This is a genomic window from Microcoleus sp. B7-D4 (genome assembly GCF_036705125.1).
Taxonomy (GTDB): domain Bacteria; phylum Cyanobacteriota; class Cyanobacteriia; order Cyanobacteriales; family Microcoleaceae; genus Microcoleus.
Genome location: NZ_JAUBTT010000016.1, coordinates 41,778 through 58,470, shown reverse-complemented (window position 1 = coordinate 58,470; position 16,693 = coordinate 41,778). Strand labels below are relative to the sequence as shown.

The following is a 16,693-nucleotide window of genomic DNA, read 5'->3' as shown; positions in this document are numbered from 1 at the left end:
GAATCTCGGCCGTTTTACGGCGGGGAGTTGTCAAAGGAGCAGCCATTAAAAAATAGCTTGCAATTTTTCTGAGATGGGTTAAAAATAATTATTGGCCTGTCTACTGCTGGTCTAAAATCTAAAATGTAAAATCTAAAATTGATATGACTTATCCTCGCGTTCTGTGTCTGGGTGAAGTTTTATTTGATTGTTTAGCAGACAAACCAGGAGTATCTCTCGAAGAGGTAGAATCTTGGACGGCATATCCCGGCGGTGCTCCTGCTAATGTTGCCTGTGCTTTGGCTAAATTGGGGACGGCGGCGGGATTTATCGGTGCTGTAGGTGGGGATGAATTGGGGAATTCTCTAGTGCAGGTATTGCAAGAAATAGGGGTTGATACCGCTGGAGTGCAGCGACATCCAAGTGCGCCGACGCGGCAAGTTTATGTCTTGCGGAATGAAGCGGGCGATCGATCTTTTGCCGGTTTTGGCGAATTTGATACTGCGGATTTTGCAGACACCCGCCTCCTTGCTGCACAACTACCCGAAGTGCTGTTTGAAAATGCCGAATATTTAGTGCTAGGCACTTTAGAATTAGCTTACCCTGAAAGTCGAGAGGCGATCGTCCGAGCGATCGAACTAGCAGAACAGTACGACGTTAAAATTATACTTGACATCAATTGGCGTCCCGTGTTTTGGCCAAATCCAGACGAAGCAAAAGCGCCCATTAGAAAAATATTAAAAAAAGTGGATTTTGTCAAGCTATCCGAGGAAGAAGCCGAATGGTTGTTTGACACTACCGATCCTGGAGCTATTACCTACCGTCTCGATTCCGTAGAAGGCGTTTTGGTTACTGCAGGCGAGAAAGGTTGCGCCTATTGTATCTCGGAAAATGAAGGAAAAATCCCCGCATTTACAGTAGATGTTGAGGATACAACAGGTGCCGGCGACGGTTTTCTGGCTGGTTTTGTCAGCCAATTATGCAAGGTGGGAATTAAGAGTTTAGCCACTCCAGAAATAACCAAAAAAGTTGTAACTTATGCGAGTGCGGTAGGTTCGATGACAGCGATGAAACCGGGTGCAATTGCGGCTCAACCAACCGCCGCTGAAGTAGAAGCTTTCTTGTATTTGTACAAAAATTAGCAGGCGAAACCTCTCTCCCGGAAACGGAGAGGGGGCTAAATTTGGTTCAGAAACTCGGTTGCTAGGAAAAAAATAACTGTTAAGCTGTTGGGCATTTAAAAGAGGATAGTAGGGTGCGGAGCGTACATAAGTATTTCCCATATCCCGCCAGTGTTCTAGCTGACGCACCCTACCTCTATCGTTATTGGTTTAAATGTGTAACAGCTTATACTAAATCCGAGTTAAAAACCCTCGCTAAGACTCGCCGTTTGAAATAGCTACTATACAAACTCTCGCCCTAGTTAAGAGGGAGTAAGAAATAAACTGGTATTTAAGCCCGATTTAGTATTATATAGCAATCCTCGCATCAGTTGTAAAAATATGTAGGGGTAGTGCTACCCCTACTCCCCGTGCCTACCCCCCACGGATCGGGGCAACCGGGCGTGGGTTTTGCCCCTACAACAATTACACAATTCATTTAGAATCGCTATAGCAATCCTAAATCATTCTCATAATTATTGTAGGGGCAATCCCCCCGTGGTTGCCCTATAGATAGGGGGTAGGCACGGGGGCACTACCCCTACAAATTTATCTGAATCATTTAGAATCGCTATAGGTTTTATTGTGGGCAATTAACCACACATCATATCATGTCCGGTCGATTACCCTGATTCCTGTAGGGGCGGGTTCACCAATAATATTTGCCAAAAACACACAATCTCAAAAACCCGCCCCGGCAATTGTATTATGGGCGATCGATCGGACATGATATAATTTGGCGCACGATTAACTCTAGTGGCTGCGAAGCATCTATGATAATTGCATCTTGTGGTTCTTCGAGACTGTCTAACTGACTTAAAAGCAAGTCTGCTTTCATGTAGTGGTTTTCGCGAGTTTTTAACCTTGTGGCTAATAGCTGAAAAGAACATTTTAGATAAACTATCTTCATGCGCTTTGGGTCTCGGTAGAGCAGTTCGCGGTAAGATGTTTTTAAAGCAGAACAAGCCAAAACTACATTTTTATTTTCTAACAGCCACCTGTCTATTGCAGCTTGCAATTGTAATAGCCAAGGAAGGCGATCCGCATCTTCTAAAGGAATGCCCCGACTCATTTTATCGATATTAGCTGATGGGTGAAAATCGTCGGCATCGCTGAAATCCCAATTGAGAGATTGCGCCAGCAACTTGCCAACAGTAGTTTTGCCGGAACCGGAGACTCCCATCACGATCGTAATCATGGCACTTATTTACCGAATACTTGGAACTTTATCGAGTTGTGCGATCGAGAAACCGGGTTTCTTAAGTGGCCCGATGAATCATACAATTATAAACAATTTAACAAACCCAGCCTATTTCTAATTCTAGATCAAGTTTCTTATAGAGTGGGTCTAATGAATTCCGAATAATTAACTTGACTTCTTCCCTAATTATGCGATCGTAATTTTACTGATAGTTGCTGATTATCCGATCGCACTTGCAGCTAAAACATCACTGCTAATCGGCTGGTACATCGGGCCTTGGAAGGGGCGAAACCCTTGCTGGGAATCGGCAGTCATCTTGCACAGCAAGCGGAACTGTAGCGGCGCTGGGGGTTGATTGAGGCGATCGACTTCTAGGCGAACCAATTCTGGATGCTGCGAAATAATTTCAAAAATATCATCCACAAGATAGCGCTGACAATAGCCGACAATCCAGTGATCTTTAGTACACAGAAGCAGACGGGAAGCGCGCGGATTTTGAAATTCGTGGGCTAAATACAAAAGTTCGCCCACTTGAAGCCGATTAATCCGTTCAATTGCCGACTTTGAAAGGTATCGCAGTCCATCTGCAAAAAAATGGATACAGTAACGTCCATTTTCATCCAGTTCGGGACAAGGGAACACCTCAAATTTATCAGTTGCCCGTTTGCCTCCGCTGCGCGCCAATAAAGCAATTGGGTCATGTTCGTGTTCAGGGATATTCAACCACTGTACAAATTCAGGGTAGTCAGGGCGCGATCGCGCCATCACTCGATTAGAAAACAACGAAAACAGTTTCTGTGAAGTGTAAACATTGTTGAAATCCGGGAAAGATGGCAAAGGCAGAAACCCGCACTTAAGTTTCGCTTCTAGAACACCATTTGTATAATTGAACTGGTATTCTTTACCGTTAAATGTCAATCTACCAATCGGAAACCAAGAACCGCTGCCCGGGCTTTGCCAAGCTAAAAATAGTGTTTTCAAAGCAAATCTCCTGTCAATTCAAGCAGTGCACACCTTACACAAGGATAGGGTTGCGCCCTGCGGCGCACCTTACCGCTATAAGTAGCCTGTCATACAAATTTTTACGTAAGTCCTGTGAATTTATTCTCCTAGTCTATAGGAAATGGCATCAAAATTTAGTATTTTTGGCTTTCTGCCATGAGGACAACAGCACCAATCAACTAAATCAACATTTTTTTCAACCATAAGCTCAAGCTAGAATAATACCACAAATGCGGACAATAACTTAAATTGTGCTTAACATAATTGTAGGGATTATAGTTTAAATGCTGTTCAAAATCATCTTGTTTGCAAACAGGATATCCCCCAAATCGCCGATAGCCAACATCACTTTCTCGACGATGGAGACTAGAAAATGAGACATTTTAAGTCCAAGTTCCTTGACCTCGCAAAGATTGTGTAAATACAAATTTTATCTCTCCAATAAGCTTGGCATAGGTAGTCTAATTAGGAGGTAATTTTAACAAAAAATGGATGTGGTCAGGCAAGACAACTGCCCAATAATTTCAAAAGGTTATTCTGATTTAATCGCCCCTACAGCATTGCGGAGTCGCGAGACATTTTCTGACTCTAAAAATAGCGGTGTGCGATTGTAGGTAACAAGCGTTAGGAAGAAACTTTCACCCGGAAGGTAGTAAAATCGGCGAGAGTTTGGCATTAAGCTGTTGTGCATTTAAATTGTATATTTCGAGTCCCGATCAAAAATCGCCAAATCCTCTCCCCCGATCCCCATCGGACCTTCTCCCTCTCTAATACCATAGGCAATCTAGATGCAACACAGCTTAATATCGTCCTCCTACTTTTTTATACAGCATTTTACACTCATTTTTGCTGGTGCGCCGAACAACACCTTACATTCATCTCGTAGGGTACTCTTCGGCGCACCTTCCAGGGGCCTCCGGGTGCCCCGAAGAGCACCTTATATCAGCTACTTTCTAACACAGGAATTCGCGCGGATCTGTGACATACCCAGTCAGCGCAGAAGCCGCCGCCGTGTAAGGCGAAGCTAGATAAACTTGCGCTTCTTTATTCCCCATCCGGCCGGGGAAATTGCGGTTAGTTGTAGACACGCAAATTTCGGGTTCGTTCATCCGCCCGAAAGTATCTTTCGGGCCGCCCAAACAAGCGGCGCAAGAAGGCGCTGCGGGTTCGATGCAGCCAGCAGCTAAGAAGATTTCCGAAAGCGTTTGACCATCGTATTTTGTGACAAACAAATCTTCGTAAACTTTCTGAGTTGCTGGTACTAAATAAGTCGGAACTTTGACTTGATTTCCTTTCAGAATGCGGGCGGCATTCAGAAAGTCGGAGGTTTTGCCGCCGGTGCAGGAACCGATGTAAACTCGATCGATCTTGACATCGCGGCAGTTGCGGGCTAAGTCGCGGTTGTCGGGAGAGTGCGGTTTGGCGACGACTGGTTCTAATTGGGTGACATCGTAGGTGCGATCGCTATAAAATTTAGCATCCCCATCGCTGTAAAATGAATCGAAGGCTTTATCAGTCCGCGAAGTAACGTAATCAAACGTAGTTTTGTCGGGCGCAACCGTGCCGTTTTTGCCGCCAGCTTCAATCACCATATTGCACAGCGTCATCCGTTCTTCCATCGTCAAACGCTCAACTGTATCGCCCGCAAATTCCATTGTCCGGTAGTTAGCACCGGCCACGCTAATATCACCAATAATCTGCAAAATTAGGTCTTTTGCTAACAAATAATCCGGCAGTTCACCGTTGAACACAAAGCGCATGGTTGCGGGAACTTTGATTAACAGTTTGCCGGTTCCCATGATAAAAGCCGCGTCTGTATTGCCGATACCGGTGGCAAATTGTCCGAAAGCGCCGGCATTGCAGGTGTGGGAATCTGTGCCGAAGAGCACTTCCCCTGGTCTGGTGTGGCCTTCTTGTGCTAGGGCGATGTGGCAAACTCCTTTGTAGTCGGGATTTGCTTTGAAGTCCGATCGATCCGTGATGTCGTAAAAGTATTTTATCCCTTGTTCTTTGGCAAAATCGCGGAGAATATCGACGTTGCGGTTAGCGCGTTCGTCGTTGGTGAAAATGTAGTGGTCAGGAATGAGGACGATTTTGTCAGGGTTCCAGACTTTTGCATTCTCACCGAATTCGCGTTTGAAAACGCCGATGGTGCCGGGCCCGCAGACATCGTGGGTCATCAACACGTCTGTTTCTACCCAAATATTTTCTCCGGGCTCAACTTTAGTGCGGCCTGATGCTTTGGCTAATATTTTTTCGGTCAGAGTCATTCCCATAGTGCGATCGCTCTTTTTTATTAGATGCTACATAGTGTATTGTACGAAATATCGCCTGATGTTGAGAGGAAATTTATTATGAATATGAGCGTCTTCTCCTCAAAGTGGGAGTACGCCTGATTGTGAAGTTATGGTTCATCCGCCAAAAACTTATTTAGTCAAGCGCGAGCGAACTATTAGTTTTAATGAAAGGTCAAGGAAAGTTTATTGCAGTATTAGTAGACTTATAAACTCCCACTTTTTCACTAGGATTAAAGGCTATAAAGATTTAGCTTCGCCAATCCCAAATACCGAACACCTTCCGGTGTCACGTCAAACCGACAAGGCAAAACCTCTACACCTTCACTTATAGCCTGTCTGAACAATTCTCCGTAAAGGCGATCGGCACTATCCCCCGGAGCAAAATCCGTACAATCTCCGCGATTAATAAAATACAGCATTACAGCCCTCGAACCCTGCCGCACCACTTCCATTAATTCCCGCAAATGTTTCTGTCCCCTCTCCGTCACTGTATCGGGAAATAAAGCCAACTGCTCTTTTACCCAAGTTGTATTTTTCACTTCCAGAAAAATCGGTTTTTCCTCACCAGTTAGCCAAAAATCCACTCGACTTTTTTTATCAGTGCCGTAAACAACCTCCGGTTGAATTACACTGTAATTGCCCAACTCTGGAAACAATTTCAATTCCAAAGCTAATTTAACTACTCGATTTGGCAGCCCAGTATTAACTCCCACCCAAGTTGGCACAGTGTCGCAAACTTTAATTAATTCCCAAGTATAAGCTAACTTGCGTTTAGGATTGTCGCTGGGAGATACTAGCACTGGATTGCCGGGAATCAAAACACCTGTCATCGGGCCCGTATTCGGACAGTGCGCGGTGATGATTTCTCCCGAATCTAGTTCTATTTCGGCAAAAAATCGCTTGTAACGTTTGATGAGAATTCCGGGTAAAAGAGGAGGATATTTGTAAATTAAGTCTGTCATTCGATTTGAGGTTTTAGATTTTAGATTTTAGAGTGAGGCATCATAGCATGAAACGACGGTTTGTAGTAAGGACTTTAGTCCTGCATTCTTTGTTTCATATCCTTAGCAGCTAAAGCATAACCTCCATCAGCACCGTCTATAAAATGCACTTGGCGACCGTTGCGTTCAAACACCAAACAAGTCATCAACGCTCTGTCAGAAACGTGCAAACCGTAAACCAGCTTGCCTTCTCGGTAATTCCTTTCCAAGTACCCCGTCAATTTTTTTCGCCGCCACTCATTGCCCGAAATTACCATTCTCAACATATCATCAAATTTGCGGTAATCCGTAGCTGCGATCGCAATATCTTTATAAACTCCCCAATCTAACTCTTCTGTCTTAACCTTCAAATTCATTAGTAGCGAACCAAGCGCCGTCTCTAACTGTATTTTTGATAAATACATCTGGCGGTCTAACCAACTAGCATTGCTCGCCCTAACTAGAGTTTCTTTAATCAGCTTGGTGCTATTAAGTGTCAATTTAAGGTTTTTACTATCGATAGGATTTAAACAATTTTCCTTGCCGTAAATGTAGTTAATTTTTTTGATAATTTTTCTATATAATTGATGACTTTGCTGACCAAAATCTTCTCGCACCATTACCAGCAGCGTTACTATTTCCCCATACTTGCTGGGAATATCCTGCCACCGGCATTCCAATCCCGAAAAATCGGCTGTTGCAGAAATGCCCTTATTTTTAATACTGTAAATATTACCAGGCGCCGGATCTTTAATAAGTTCAGTAGCACGAGTTAAGCCGCCGCCACTAAAAACAGCTTGGCTGTAATTTTCTGAAACTTTAAACTTAGCTATTTTAACCGGATAATTAGCTGCCACAACTTGAACCGGGACGGCTCCAACTCGCAAATCCATGTCAAATTGAGTCTTAGCCATTTGTTGAGTGGCCAGCAAAGCAATCTTAGCAGCGGGTAAAAGCGATGGCCCCATTAAAAGAGAAGCGCCGTCGCCACCAAACACAAACGGAATCTCAGTTTTGCCTGCTACATTCAAAACAGCAACGATCGAACAAGCCCCCAATAAGTTAACTTCTTTGTATTTTCCCGCTTCAATCGCTTTTGTAGAACCGCGAATATCTGTGACAACAATGTACCAATCATCAGGTACGTCAACAAAATTACCCAGATCGGTAATCTTGATAAAATTGTCCAGTAAAGGTAATTGGGAATAGAAGTTTTCGGAATTCATGTTATCATTCTCCCGATTCGCGATTAAAATAAGTGAATCCTTTTAGCATTAGCGTTTGTAACCATTTGTGTCCCAATTACAGAAGCCCTCTCGTTCCCTCGCAGGGATTGCCGGCATTGTCGCAGTCGCCACTCTAATTAGCAAAGTCTTTGGATTGGTGCGCCAAATTGCGATCGCCGCAGCCTTTGGAGTCGGTGTCGCCGTCGATGCCTACAACTACGCCTACGTCATCCCTGGTTTCTTATTTATTTTGCTGGGAGGGATTAACGGGCCCTTTCACAGCGCCATAGTCAGTGTTTTAGCCCGCCGGGATAAAAAAGAAGCAGCACCCTTAGTCGAGACTATCACCACCTTAGTCGGGGGCTTGTTGCTGTTGGTAACAGTCGCTTTAGTTATTTTTGCCGATCCGCTGATTGATTTGGTGGCACCGGGATTAAATAGAACAGCAGAAGGTTTACAAATTAAAGCAATTGCCGTCCAGCAATTTCGGATTATGGCGCCGATGGCATTACTTTCAGGCTTAATCGGCATTGGTTTCGGCACTCTCAACGCTGCCGATATGTACTGGCTTCCTTCGATTAGCCCTTTATTTTCTAGCGTTGCACTTGTCGGCGGTTTGGGGATTCTCGCAATGCAACTCGGAGACAAAATAACTCAGCCAGAATTCGCACTAATGGGCGGCTTAGTGTTAGCTTGGGGAACTTTAGCGGGCGCAGTTTTGCAGTGGTTGGTGCAACTGGTGGCGCAGTGGCGCGCCGGCTTGGGAACATTGCGCTTGCGGTTTAATTTTAAACGGCCGGGAGTGCAAGAAGTAATTAAGGTGATGGTTCCTGCGACCTTATCATCAGGAATGCTACAAATTAATGTTTATACTGACCTATTTTTCGCATCCTACATCCCTCAAGCTGCCTCTGCGATGGGTTACAGCGGCTTGTTAGTTATGACGCCTTTAGGCATTATTTCTAATGTAATTTTAGTGCCATTTCTACCCATATTTTCTCGCCTCACCGATCCGAGAGATTGGCCGGAATTAAAAGCTCGAATTCGTCAATCTTTGATTTTGACGGCCCTTACGATGCTGCCGCTGAGTGCTTTAATGGTAACGCTGGCTGGGCCGATCGTCCGCGTGGTTTACGAACGCTATGCTTTCGATCGAGAGGCCTCGGAGTTTGTCACGCCGATCTTGATGGCTTACAGTATTGGAATGTTTGTGTATTTGGGACGCGACGTTTTGGTACGGGTATTTTACGCTTTGGGAGACGGAGAAACCCCTTTTCGCATCAGTATTATCAATATCTTTTTAAACGGTCTTTTGGATTATTTGTTAGTAGGAGCCTTTGGCGCGCCCGGATTAGTTTTGGCGACGGTGGGAGTGAATCTTATTTCGATGATTATGCTTTTGTACTGTTTAAATAAAAAGCTGGGTGGCCTGCCTTGGGGGGAGTGGAGTTTGCCTTTTCTGGGGTTAACTTCTGGCAGTTCTCTAACTGCTTTCGTTACCTTGGCTACTCTGCAAGCGTGTCAAAGAGTTTTGGGTACTGAAGGTTTGGTAATTCAATTAGTGCAGTTGAGTGTGGCAAGTTTTGTAGGGTTAGGGGTTTTTGCCCTGTTTGTCAGTCAGATGAAGTTGCCGGAAGTTGATATGTTTGTCGATCGCATTCGCGGCCGTTTTCGCAAATAAATATCCGAAATTGGCTGCAGATTCCAGGAATCAACAAAAGTGCGATCGCCCTTCAGTACAAAAAAGACCAAAAAAGGATCTCGCCCTTAAATCCAAATCAACACTCATCCGCGTCCATCCGCGTATATCCGCCACCATCTGCCCTTAAAGTTCCAAAGTAATTAACTGAGCAATTTCTTCCGTTTGAAAACCTAAAGCCATCGGCCTTTGCACTTGGGGAATCACCTGCACATCATAGAGTTCCGTGACAATCCCTTCAAACCGCAACCAGTGAACGATCGCCCCATTCGTCAAATCAATCACCATCATACCACAGCGAGGCTCAGCATCCTGTGCTGCTAACAACTCATCCAATTCTAAACCGCTAAAAGTGTTGTCACCTCCTCGAGGTTTCGACAGTCCGACAATTGCCCAATTTTGCCAAAAAGCTAGGCCTCGCACGTATCCCGGACAAAACGTAATTGCCTCAAATTTTCCTGTGTCTAAATCCACATATCCTAATTCCCCTCTCCCCGAATTCAGCAGCCACAATTTATCTTGATACCAACGGGGTGAGTGGGGCATTGACAATCCTGTGACGATGATATCATTAGATTCAATATCAATAACTATACCGCCATTTTTTCTGCGATCGCGCCAGCCATCCACCACATCCGACTGACTCGACGCCGTGACATATTTCGCCTCCCCATCCACCATTGCCAAACCGTTGAGGTGACAGCGGTCTTCATTTATATATTGTGAGATAAAACCCGGTTTCCAGAGAGGTTTGCAACTGTGCCGATCGCTCAAAGTAGCGATACAATTAAACAAAGTGCTAATAAAAATGATTTGATTATTTTTATCGACTGCGATATCGTGAATGTCGATATCTCCTGTAGTATAACCGATTCTTGGTATATATAATTTATCGTAGCCTTGGTATAATTTCCCGGGTTCTAAGACATTATCTAATTGCCAAAGTTGATATTTTGAACTTAAATAAAGGCGTTCCGGCGTGCAGAAAAGCCCCATTGCGCGATCGAATATTCGCCAAAAAGCCGATATCCTGTTCGTTTCTGGCACAGCACCGATTAACATTAACCTGCTGGTTTGATAGGTAGTGCAAGCGAGGCTGATTTGTTGTTGGGTTAACCAAGATGGAAAATCGCGATCGCCAAAAATCTCGTGTTCTTGGACTGTATTGAAATTTGTGCGATCGTTATTCATAGAATCACTGAGCGTAATTGCCTAAAATCAATAATCTCATAAACCCGTCGCCGCGCCACGGTAAATCGCTGCGGGTTTTGATGATTCGTGTAAAATTACTTAGAAAAACATAAAGATTTGTACATAAGGGAACTAAAGCATTGACAGTGCGCTCCAATCCTACTAAGTAGTAGTTAAAAATATAGCCTGCGATCTGCCACCCGGTAGAAAGCCCGCATCTCAACTCAAATCAGGTGAGAGAGCCTTTGGTGCTGGCCAAAGCATTCTAGTGGAAGTAAAAACATATGAAAACTCTCGTTCAAATTAAGTCTCAAAAAAAAGTTTTTCCCCAGGCTTGTGACATTAGCAACCAACAAAGGGAAATAGTCATCCTTGACCCCACAATACCCGACAGCACCCACATAGCCTCTGGTATCAAAAGGGGTACTGCAACCTACATCCTCAAAAGCCAGCCGGATGCCCTAGAGCAAATCACCACACTTTTAGCTCAGCATACAAGCATCGAAGCGCTACACATCATCTCACATGGTAGCCCTGGCAGCCTCTACTTAGGCGCAACAGAACTTAACAGCAGCAACATACACAACTACGCCCAACAGTTGCAACGGTGGCGAAACAGCCTCACTGCCAATGCCAGCATCATCTTATATGGATGTAACGTAGCAGCCGGGGACAGAGGCCACCAATTCCTGAATCAACTTTACCAACTCACAGGCGCAAACATCGTCGCTAACCCCACTACCACGGGTAACAGCAAACTAGGCGGCAACTGGGATATCTCTCAACTCATCCCCCCATCCCCGCAAGCGCCCAAACTTGCTCTGACAAAAGTCGCCCTCAAAACCTATAGCGGCGTACTAGGCTTTCCCACCCATGTCACCTTCCCAACTGGCATTAGCCCCATCTCCCTCAGCGTCGGCGACATCAACGGCGACGGCAAACCAGATTTAGCTGTGGCAAACAGAGACAGCGACACAGCCTCGATCCTGCTCAACACCACCGCCACCGGAGCCACCACACCCACTTTCGCCACCAAAGTTGACTTCCCTACTGCCACTACTCCCCCATCCCTCAGCCTCGGGGATTTCAACGGCGACGGCAAACCGGATTTAGCCGTGGCCAACATAGACAACAACACTGCCTCAATCCTGCTCAACACCACCGCCACCTTCGCCACCACCCCCACTTTCGCCACCAAAGTTGACTTCCCTACTGGCACTAACCCCTGGCCCCTCAGCATCGGCGACATCAACGGCGACAACAAACCAGACTTAGCTGTGGGGAACTATAACAGCCACAATGTCTCCATCCTGCTCAACACCACCGCCACCGGAGCCACCACTCCCACTTTAGCCACCAAAGTTGACTTCCCTACGGGCACTAAACCCGAATTCGTCACCATCGGCGACCTCAACGGCGACAACAAACCAGACTTAGCAGTGGCAAACGAGAGGAGCGCTAGCGTCTCCATCTTGCTCAACACCACCGCCACCGGAGCCACCACCCCCACCTTCGCCACCAAAGTTGACCTCCCTACAGGCTCTCAGCCCAGATCCGTCAGCATCGGCGACATCAACGGCGACGGCTTCCCAGACGTAGCAGTGGGAAACTGGGGCAGCAACAACGTCTCCATCCTGCTCAACACCACCGCCACCGGAGCCACCACCCCCACTTTCGCCACCAAAGTTGACTTCAGTAGTGGGGGTGGCCCCAGATCCGTAAGCATCACCGACATCAACGGTGACGGTTTACCAGACTTAGCAGTGGCAAACCAGGGCACCAGATCCTCTATCCTGCTCAACACCACCGCCACCGGAGCCACCACCCCCACTTTCGCCACCCCAGTTGAGTTCCCTACTGGCACTAGCTCGAGATCCGTCAGCATCAGCGACATCAACAGCGACGGGAAACCTGACTTAGCTGTGGCGAACATTGGTAGCAACAACGTCTCCATCCTGCTCAACAACACTGCCAAAGTTACTGCTGTCCGCGCTACTACCGCCAACGGCACCTACGGCGTAGGTACGACAATCCCCATCACCGTCACCTTCGATGAAGGTGTCATCGTCACCGCTACTCCCCAACTGCAACTAGAAACCGGTACAACAGATCGCTTTGCCACTTATGTTAGTGGTAGCGGGAGTACAACCCTCACCTTCAACTATGTAGTGCAAGCAGGAGACACCTCGGATGACTTGCAATACCTCGCCACCAACGCTCTCACCCTTAACGGTGGCACCATTAAAGATAATTTGGATGTAGATGCCCTCTTAACTCTCCCCGCCTTAGCCTCAGCTAACTCCCTCGGCGGTAGTAAAGCCATAGTTATCGATGGTGTTGCACCCACGGTTACTATCAACCAAGCAGCAGAACAAACCGATCCGACACCTTCTGAACCCATCAACTTTACCGTCACTTTTAGCGAACCAGTCACAGGTTTTGATTTCCGTGATATCGACTTAACTGCAAGTACAGCAACGGGAACATTAAGGCCAATCATCACCGGTAGTGGCCCTATTTACACCGTCGCTGTTAACGGGATGACAGGTAGCGGTAATGTGATTGCTAGTATCAAAGCTAACGGCGTTACTGATATAGCACGCAATAACAATACTGCCAGTACAAGTACAGACAATAGCGTTGTTTATAACAACACATTCCCCACAGTTACATCCATCAACCGCCTTGATCCATCTCCCACTGCTGCGGCTACTGTTAATTACGAAATTAAATTCTCTGAGGATGTTACAGGGGTTGATGTTTCTGACTTTATTTTAGTACCACCTGTTGTAACTGGTGCAACTATTGGCACTGTAACTGCTGTTGATGCTAAGACTTACAAACTGCAAGTTAACACAGGTACGGGAAGTGGCGCGATAGAGTTAAAGTTGAAAGATGATGACAGCATCAAAAATAGCTTGGGAGTTGCATTAGGCGGTGCAATTACTGGTAATGGTGATTTAACAGGAGAAGTTTATAGCATTGACAAAACTGGGCCCGGTGCGAGTTTAAATGGTACGTCTGGCATTACTACCACTGGAGGATCGAGTCAAAGTTTGAGGGTCACTTTCAGCGATGATAATGGTGTCGATGTTTCTAGTTTGGATAGTGATGATGTTGTGATAACTTGGTCTGGGGGTGAGATTCCTGGAGAATTTGTCAGTGTCGATACTAATACTAATGGTACCCCTCGGACAGCGACTTATTCGTTTACTCCTCCTGGGGGTAATTGGGAGAATAATGAAACTTACACTATTCAGTTGCAAGCAAATCAGGTTAAAGATAGTTTTGGCAATTTGAATGCTGCAACCAGTTTCGGGACTTTAAACGTTAATATTGGCGCGGAAACACCGACACCAAGCCCTGCGGAAACACCGACACCCGCACCCGCACCCGCACCTGCACCCGCACCCGCACCTGCACCTGCACCTGCACCCGCACCAACACCCGCACCAAGCCCTGCGGAAACACCAACACCCGCACCCGCACCTGCACCCGCATCTGCACCCACACCCGCACCCGCACCCGCACCAAGCCCTGCGGAAACACCGACACCCGCACCTGCACCCGCACCCGCACCAAGCCCTGCGGAAACACCTACACCCGCACCCGCACCCGCACCAAGCCCTGCGGAAACACCTACACCCGCACCCGCACCAAGCCCTGCGGAAACACCCACACCAACACCCAACAACATCCCCAATGACGACTGCATCTGCGATGACATTGACTATCCCAACTTAAACCAACCGAATTCAGTTGAAAACACCATACTCGGTGTATCGACAATTCAAATAGGCACTGCCAAAAACGATGAATTACTAGGCAGCAACAGCGGCAATATATTCGATGCCAAATCCGGGGATGACAACTTATATGGTGGCGACAGCAGCGACATCCTCAACGGCAACACAGGCAATGATTTTATCAGCGGTGGCACAGGTGATGACATCCTATTTGGAGATCAAAATAATGACATTATTCTTGGCAACTTGGGCAATGATTTAATCTTTGGAGGCAAAGGCAATGACTCCATAAATAGCCGCGAAGGTAATGACATCATTTATGCTAATAGAAATGATGACTTCATCGATGGTGGCAAGGATAATGACACCTTATATGGAGGCAAAGGAAATGACATAGTGCTTGGTAGTCAAGGTGATGACTACCTGTTTGGAAACCAGGGCTCGGATACCATCTGCGGCGGTGTAGGTAATGACTTAATCAGTGGTGACGAATCAGCAGATATCCTGGGAGGATGTGAAGGAAATGATACTCTTTACGGAGGCGAAGACAACGATACTCTCACTGGTTGTCAAGGTGAGGATATTATTTACGGAGAGTTGGGAAATGATAGTTTGATGGGCGGTAGCGGTAACGATATCTTTGTCTTAAAAGCTGGTCAAGGATTTGATATTATTGCTGATTTTACAAGCGGTCAAGACTTGATTGGATTAAGCGGAGGTTTGAGTTTTGGTCAGTTAGAAATAACTCAAAATACTCAGGGAACTCTCATCAAAAATGTCTTGACAGGAGAGGAGTTAGGTGTGATGATTGGAGTAAGTGCCAATGCGATTACATCGGCTAATTTCCGGTTGATTTAGGAAATCAAGTAAAGTGCGATCGCCCCTTCGGTACAAAAAGACCAAAAAAGGCGATCGCACTTTACTACATCTTCCGCTGAAATTCTTCAAGCACATCCATCAACTGAACTTGACACTGCATCGGAATCAAATCTGCCAGCGGCACTTCCCGCTTGCCGCCCCCCAACTTGACTGGAATTCCTTGCAAAACTTGTCCAACTTTGTCAGCATCTAACTTCCCATCTTCCAGCATCGAATAAAGTTGTTGGGCAACAACTGTATGCAGGTGAGCATCATTGAGATACAAATGCCATTTGGCAATATCAATGTAGACATTTTCGCCGATTTCGGCTGCTAAGGATTCGATCGCCTGTGTAGTATTAGCCATATCAAAAAAGCCGAAAGTTATTTGTTATCAATCAAAAGACTTAACAAATCGCCGATAACTGCCTTCAGCCAGAATCTTTGGTGAGGGGCGAATAATCGGCGATCGCAAAATGGTAAATCGCGTGGGCCAAAACTACTAGAGCCCATCCACCCGTTACCGAAATTGCCCAAGGCCAATCAGCCTTTTGCAAATTGTGAACAAACCACAAACCTGAATTGGTAGCAGAAAAAAGACCGACGTGGATAGCAAAATTCATCCGGTCATCTAAGCGGCGGTACTCTGGATCATTGCGATCGGGTTTGCGGGGCCAACGAGGAGGCATAGTTTTTCAGTTGATATTAGTAGTTCAGTGCCTATTTTAATCATAAGTGCAGCTTTTTGAATGCTGCATCCCTCTTTCGGCATGAAACTTATGCCTCTACATTTTCATAGTCTCCCGACTTGCCGCCACTTTTACTCACCAGGCGAATCGACTCAATGGCGATCGACTTTTCCAACCCTTTCGCCATATCATACAAAGTCAGCGCCGCCACCGAAACCGCCGTCAGCGCCTCCATTTCCACCCCTGTTTCCGCCTTAATTTTCACCGTCGCCCGAATTTGATACCCCGGCAACCCAGCATCCGCTATCACCTGCACCTCCACGCTACTCAGCGGCAGAGGGTGACACAGAGGAATCAAATGTGCAGTCTGTTTCGCCGCCATAATTCCAGCCAGCCTTGCAGTGCCCAACACATCACCTTTCGGCGCATTCCCCGCCTCAATCGCCGCAAACGTCTCCGGCAGCATCCGCACCCGGCCAGCAGCCACAGCTTGCCGCACAGTGGGCACTTTCGCCGAAACGTCCACCATTTGGGCTTCCCCGCTGTTGTCGAGGTGAGTTAGCTGTGTGCGATCGGGCAATTTAGAAAAAGTTTGCGAAAGGTCTTGCATTTTTTTGGTAATGGTGTTACTGTTAGATTCTGTGAGAAAAGAACTTAATCAATTT

13 protein-coding genes are annotated in these 16,693 nt (G+C 46.3%); 3 read left to right on the top strand and 10 right to left on the bottom strand.

Features of this window, described 5'->3' with window-relative positions:
* The first annotated feature begins 143 nt into the window (after nt 1–143).
* Entirely contained in the window at nt 144–1,121 is a 978-nt protein-coding gene (locus QUB12_RS08910) for a carbohydrate kinase (RefSeq protein WP_333306430.1), read from the top strand.
* Nucleotides 1,122–1,845: 724 nt separating this feature from the next.
* Here the strand turns inward: QUB12_RS08910 and QUB12_RS08905 are convergent.
* The 6 genes from QUB12_RS08905 to QUB12_RS08880 all read right to left on the bottom strand — a co-directional run bounded on the left by QUB12_RS08905 (nt 1,846) and on the right by QUB12_RS08880 (nt 7,845).
* Nucleotides 1,846–2,337, bottom strand: coding sequence for a gluconokinase (locus QUB12_RS08905; RefSeq protein WP_333145335.1), 492 nt, complete (start codon nt 2,335–2,337; stop codon nt 1,846–1,848).
* Nucleotides 2,338–2,559: 222 nt separating this feature from the next.
* Entirely contained in the window at nt 2,560–3,321 is a 762-nt protein-coding gene (locus QUB12_RS08900) for a DNA-binding protein (RefSeq protein WP_333306428.1), read from the bottom strand.
* A 553-nt stretch (nt 3,322–3,874) separates the two neighbouring features.
* A complete protein-coding gene (locus QUB12_RS08895) occupies nt 3,875–4,018 on the bottom strand; it encodes a hypothetical protein (protein ID WP_333306426.1) in 144 nt (47 codons plus the stop codon).
* 277 nt (nt 4,019–4,295) lie between these two features.
* Nucleotides 4,296–5,618 carry a 3-isopropylmalate dehydratase large subunit gene (locus QUB12_RS08890; RefSeq protein ID WP_333145338.1) on the bottom strand — a complete coding sequence of 441 codons (1,323 nt, stop codon included), beginning with the start codon at nt 5,616–5,618 and terminating at the stop codon, nt 4,296–4,298.
* 251 nt (nt 5,619–5,869) lie between these two features.
* On the bottom strand, nt 5,870–6,601 hold the full coding sequence (gene sfsA, locus QUB12_RS08885) for a DNA/RNA nuclease SfsA (protein ID WP_333306424.1): 732 nt from the start codon (nt 6,599–6,601) through the stop codon (nt 5,870–5,872).
* 74 nt (nt 6,602–6,675) lie between these two features.
* Nucleotides 6,676–7,845, bottom strand: coding sequence for a DUF3095 domain-containing protein (locus tag QUB12_RS08880; RefSeq protein WP_333306422.1), 1,170 nt, complete (start codon nt 7,843–7,845; stop codon nt 6,676–6,678).
* A 67-nt stretch (nt 7,846–7,912) separates the two neighbouring features.
* On the opposite strand from QUB12_RS08880, the gene murJ reads away from it, so the two are divergent.
* Nucleotides 7,913–9,526 carry a murein biosynthesis integral membrane protein MurJ gene (gene murJ / locus QUB12_RS08875; RefSeq protein ID WP_333306420.1) on the top strand — a complete coding sequence of 538 codons (1,614 nt, stop codon included), beginning with the start codon at nt 7,913–7,915 and terminating at the stop codon, nt 9,524–9,526.
* A 144-nt stretch (nt 9,527–9,670) separates the two neighbouring features.
* Here the strand turns inward: murJ and QUB12_RS08870 are convergent, their stop codons facing one another.
* Nucleotides 9,671–10,735 carry a TIGR03032 family protein gene (locus tag QUB12_RS08870; RefSeq protein ID WP_333306418.1) on the bottom strand — a complete coding sequence of 355 codons (1,065 nt, stop codon included), beginning with the start codon at nt 10,733–10,735 and terminating at the stop codon, nt 9,671–9,673.
* A 284-nt stretch (nt 10,736–11,019) separates the two neighbouring features.
* Here QUB12_RS08870 and QUB12_RS08865 point away from each other — a divergent pair, with 284 nt between their 5' ends.
* Complete coding sequence (locus tag QUB12_RS08865; protein ID WP_333306416.1) at nt 11,020–15,339, top strand: FG-GAP-like repeat-containing protein; 4,320 nt, start codon at nt 11,020–11,022, stop codon at nt 15,337–15,339.
* Nucleotides 15,340–15,403: 64 nt separating this feature from the next.
* On the opposite strand, the gene QUB12_RS08860 is transcribed toward QUB12_RS08865, so the two are convergent.
* The 3 genes from QUB12_RS08860 to moaC all read right to left on the bottom strand — a co-directional run bounded on the left by QUB12_RS08860 (nt 15,404) and on the right by moaC (nt 16,638).
* The gene (locus QUB12_RS08860) at nt 15,404–15,706 is read right to left on the bottom strand and encodes a DUF3181 family protein (RefSeq protein WP_333240221.1); all 303 of its coding nucleotides are present in this window, start codon (nt 15,704–15,706) and stop codon (nt 15,404–15,406) included.
* 64 nt (nt 15,707–15,770) lie between these two features.
* Complete coding sequence (locus tag QUB12_RS08855) at nt 15,771–16,028, bottom strand: 2TM domain-containing protein (protein WP_006633890.1); 258 nt, start codon at nt 16,026–16,028, stop codon at nt 15,771–15,773.
* 88 nt (nt 16,029–16,116) lie between these two features.
* Nucleotides 16,117–16,638, bottom strand: a complete 522-nt coding sequence (gene moaC / locus QUB12_RS08850; protein ID WP_333306414.1) for a cyclic pyranopterin monophosphate synthase MoaC — start codon at nt 16,636–16,638, stop codon at nt 16,117–16,119.
* Nucleotides 16,639–16,693 lie beyond the last annotated feature (55 nt).

Bases quoted from the DNA above. Each gene is read 5' to 3' on its own strand.
- QUB12_RS08910 (WP_333306430.1), top strand. From the start codon at position 144: ATGACTTATCCTCGCGTTCTGTGTCTGGGTGAAGTTTTATTTGATTGT.
- QUB12_RS08905 (WP_333145335.1), bottom strand. From the start codon at position 2,337: ATGATTACGATCGTGATGGGAGTCTCCGGTTCCGGCAAAACTACTGTT.
- QUB12_RS08895 (WP_333306426.1), bottom strand. From the start codon at position 4,018: ATGCCAAACTCTCGCCGATTTTACTACCTTCCGGGTGAAAGTTTCTTC.
- QUB12_RS08890 (WP_333145338.1), bottom strand. From the start codon at position 5,618: ATGGGAATGACTCTGACCGAAAAAATATTAGCCAAAGCATCAGGCCGC.
- sfsA (WP_333306424.1), bottom strand. From the start codon at position 6,601: ATGACAGACTTAATTTACAAATATCCTCCTCTTTTACCCGGAATTCTC.
- QUB12_RS08880 (WP_333306422.1), bottom strand. From the start codon at position 7,845: ATGAATTCCGAAAACTTCTATTCCCAATTACCTTTACTGGACAATTTT.
- QUB12_RS08870 (WP_333306418.1), bottom strand. From the start codon at position 10,735: ATGAATAACGATCGCACAAATTTCAATACAGTCCAAGAACACGAGATT.
- QUB12_RS08865 (WP_333306416.1), top strand. From the start codon at position 11,020: ATGAAAACTCTCGTTCAAATTAAGTCTCAAAAAAAAGTTTTTCCCCAG.
- QUB12_RS08860 (WP_333240221.1), bottom strand. From the start codon at position 15,706: ATGGCTAATACTACACAGGCGATCGAATCCTTAGCAGCCGAAATCGGC.
- QUB12_RS08855 (WP_006633890.1), bottom strand. From the start codon at position 16,028: ATGCCTCCTCGTTGGCCCCGCAAACCCGATCGCAATGATCCAGAGTAC.
- moaC (WP_333306414.1), bottom strand. From the start codon at position 16,638: ATGCAAGACCTTTCGCAAACTTTTTCTAAATTGCCCGATCGCACACAG.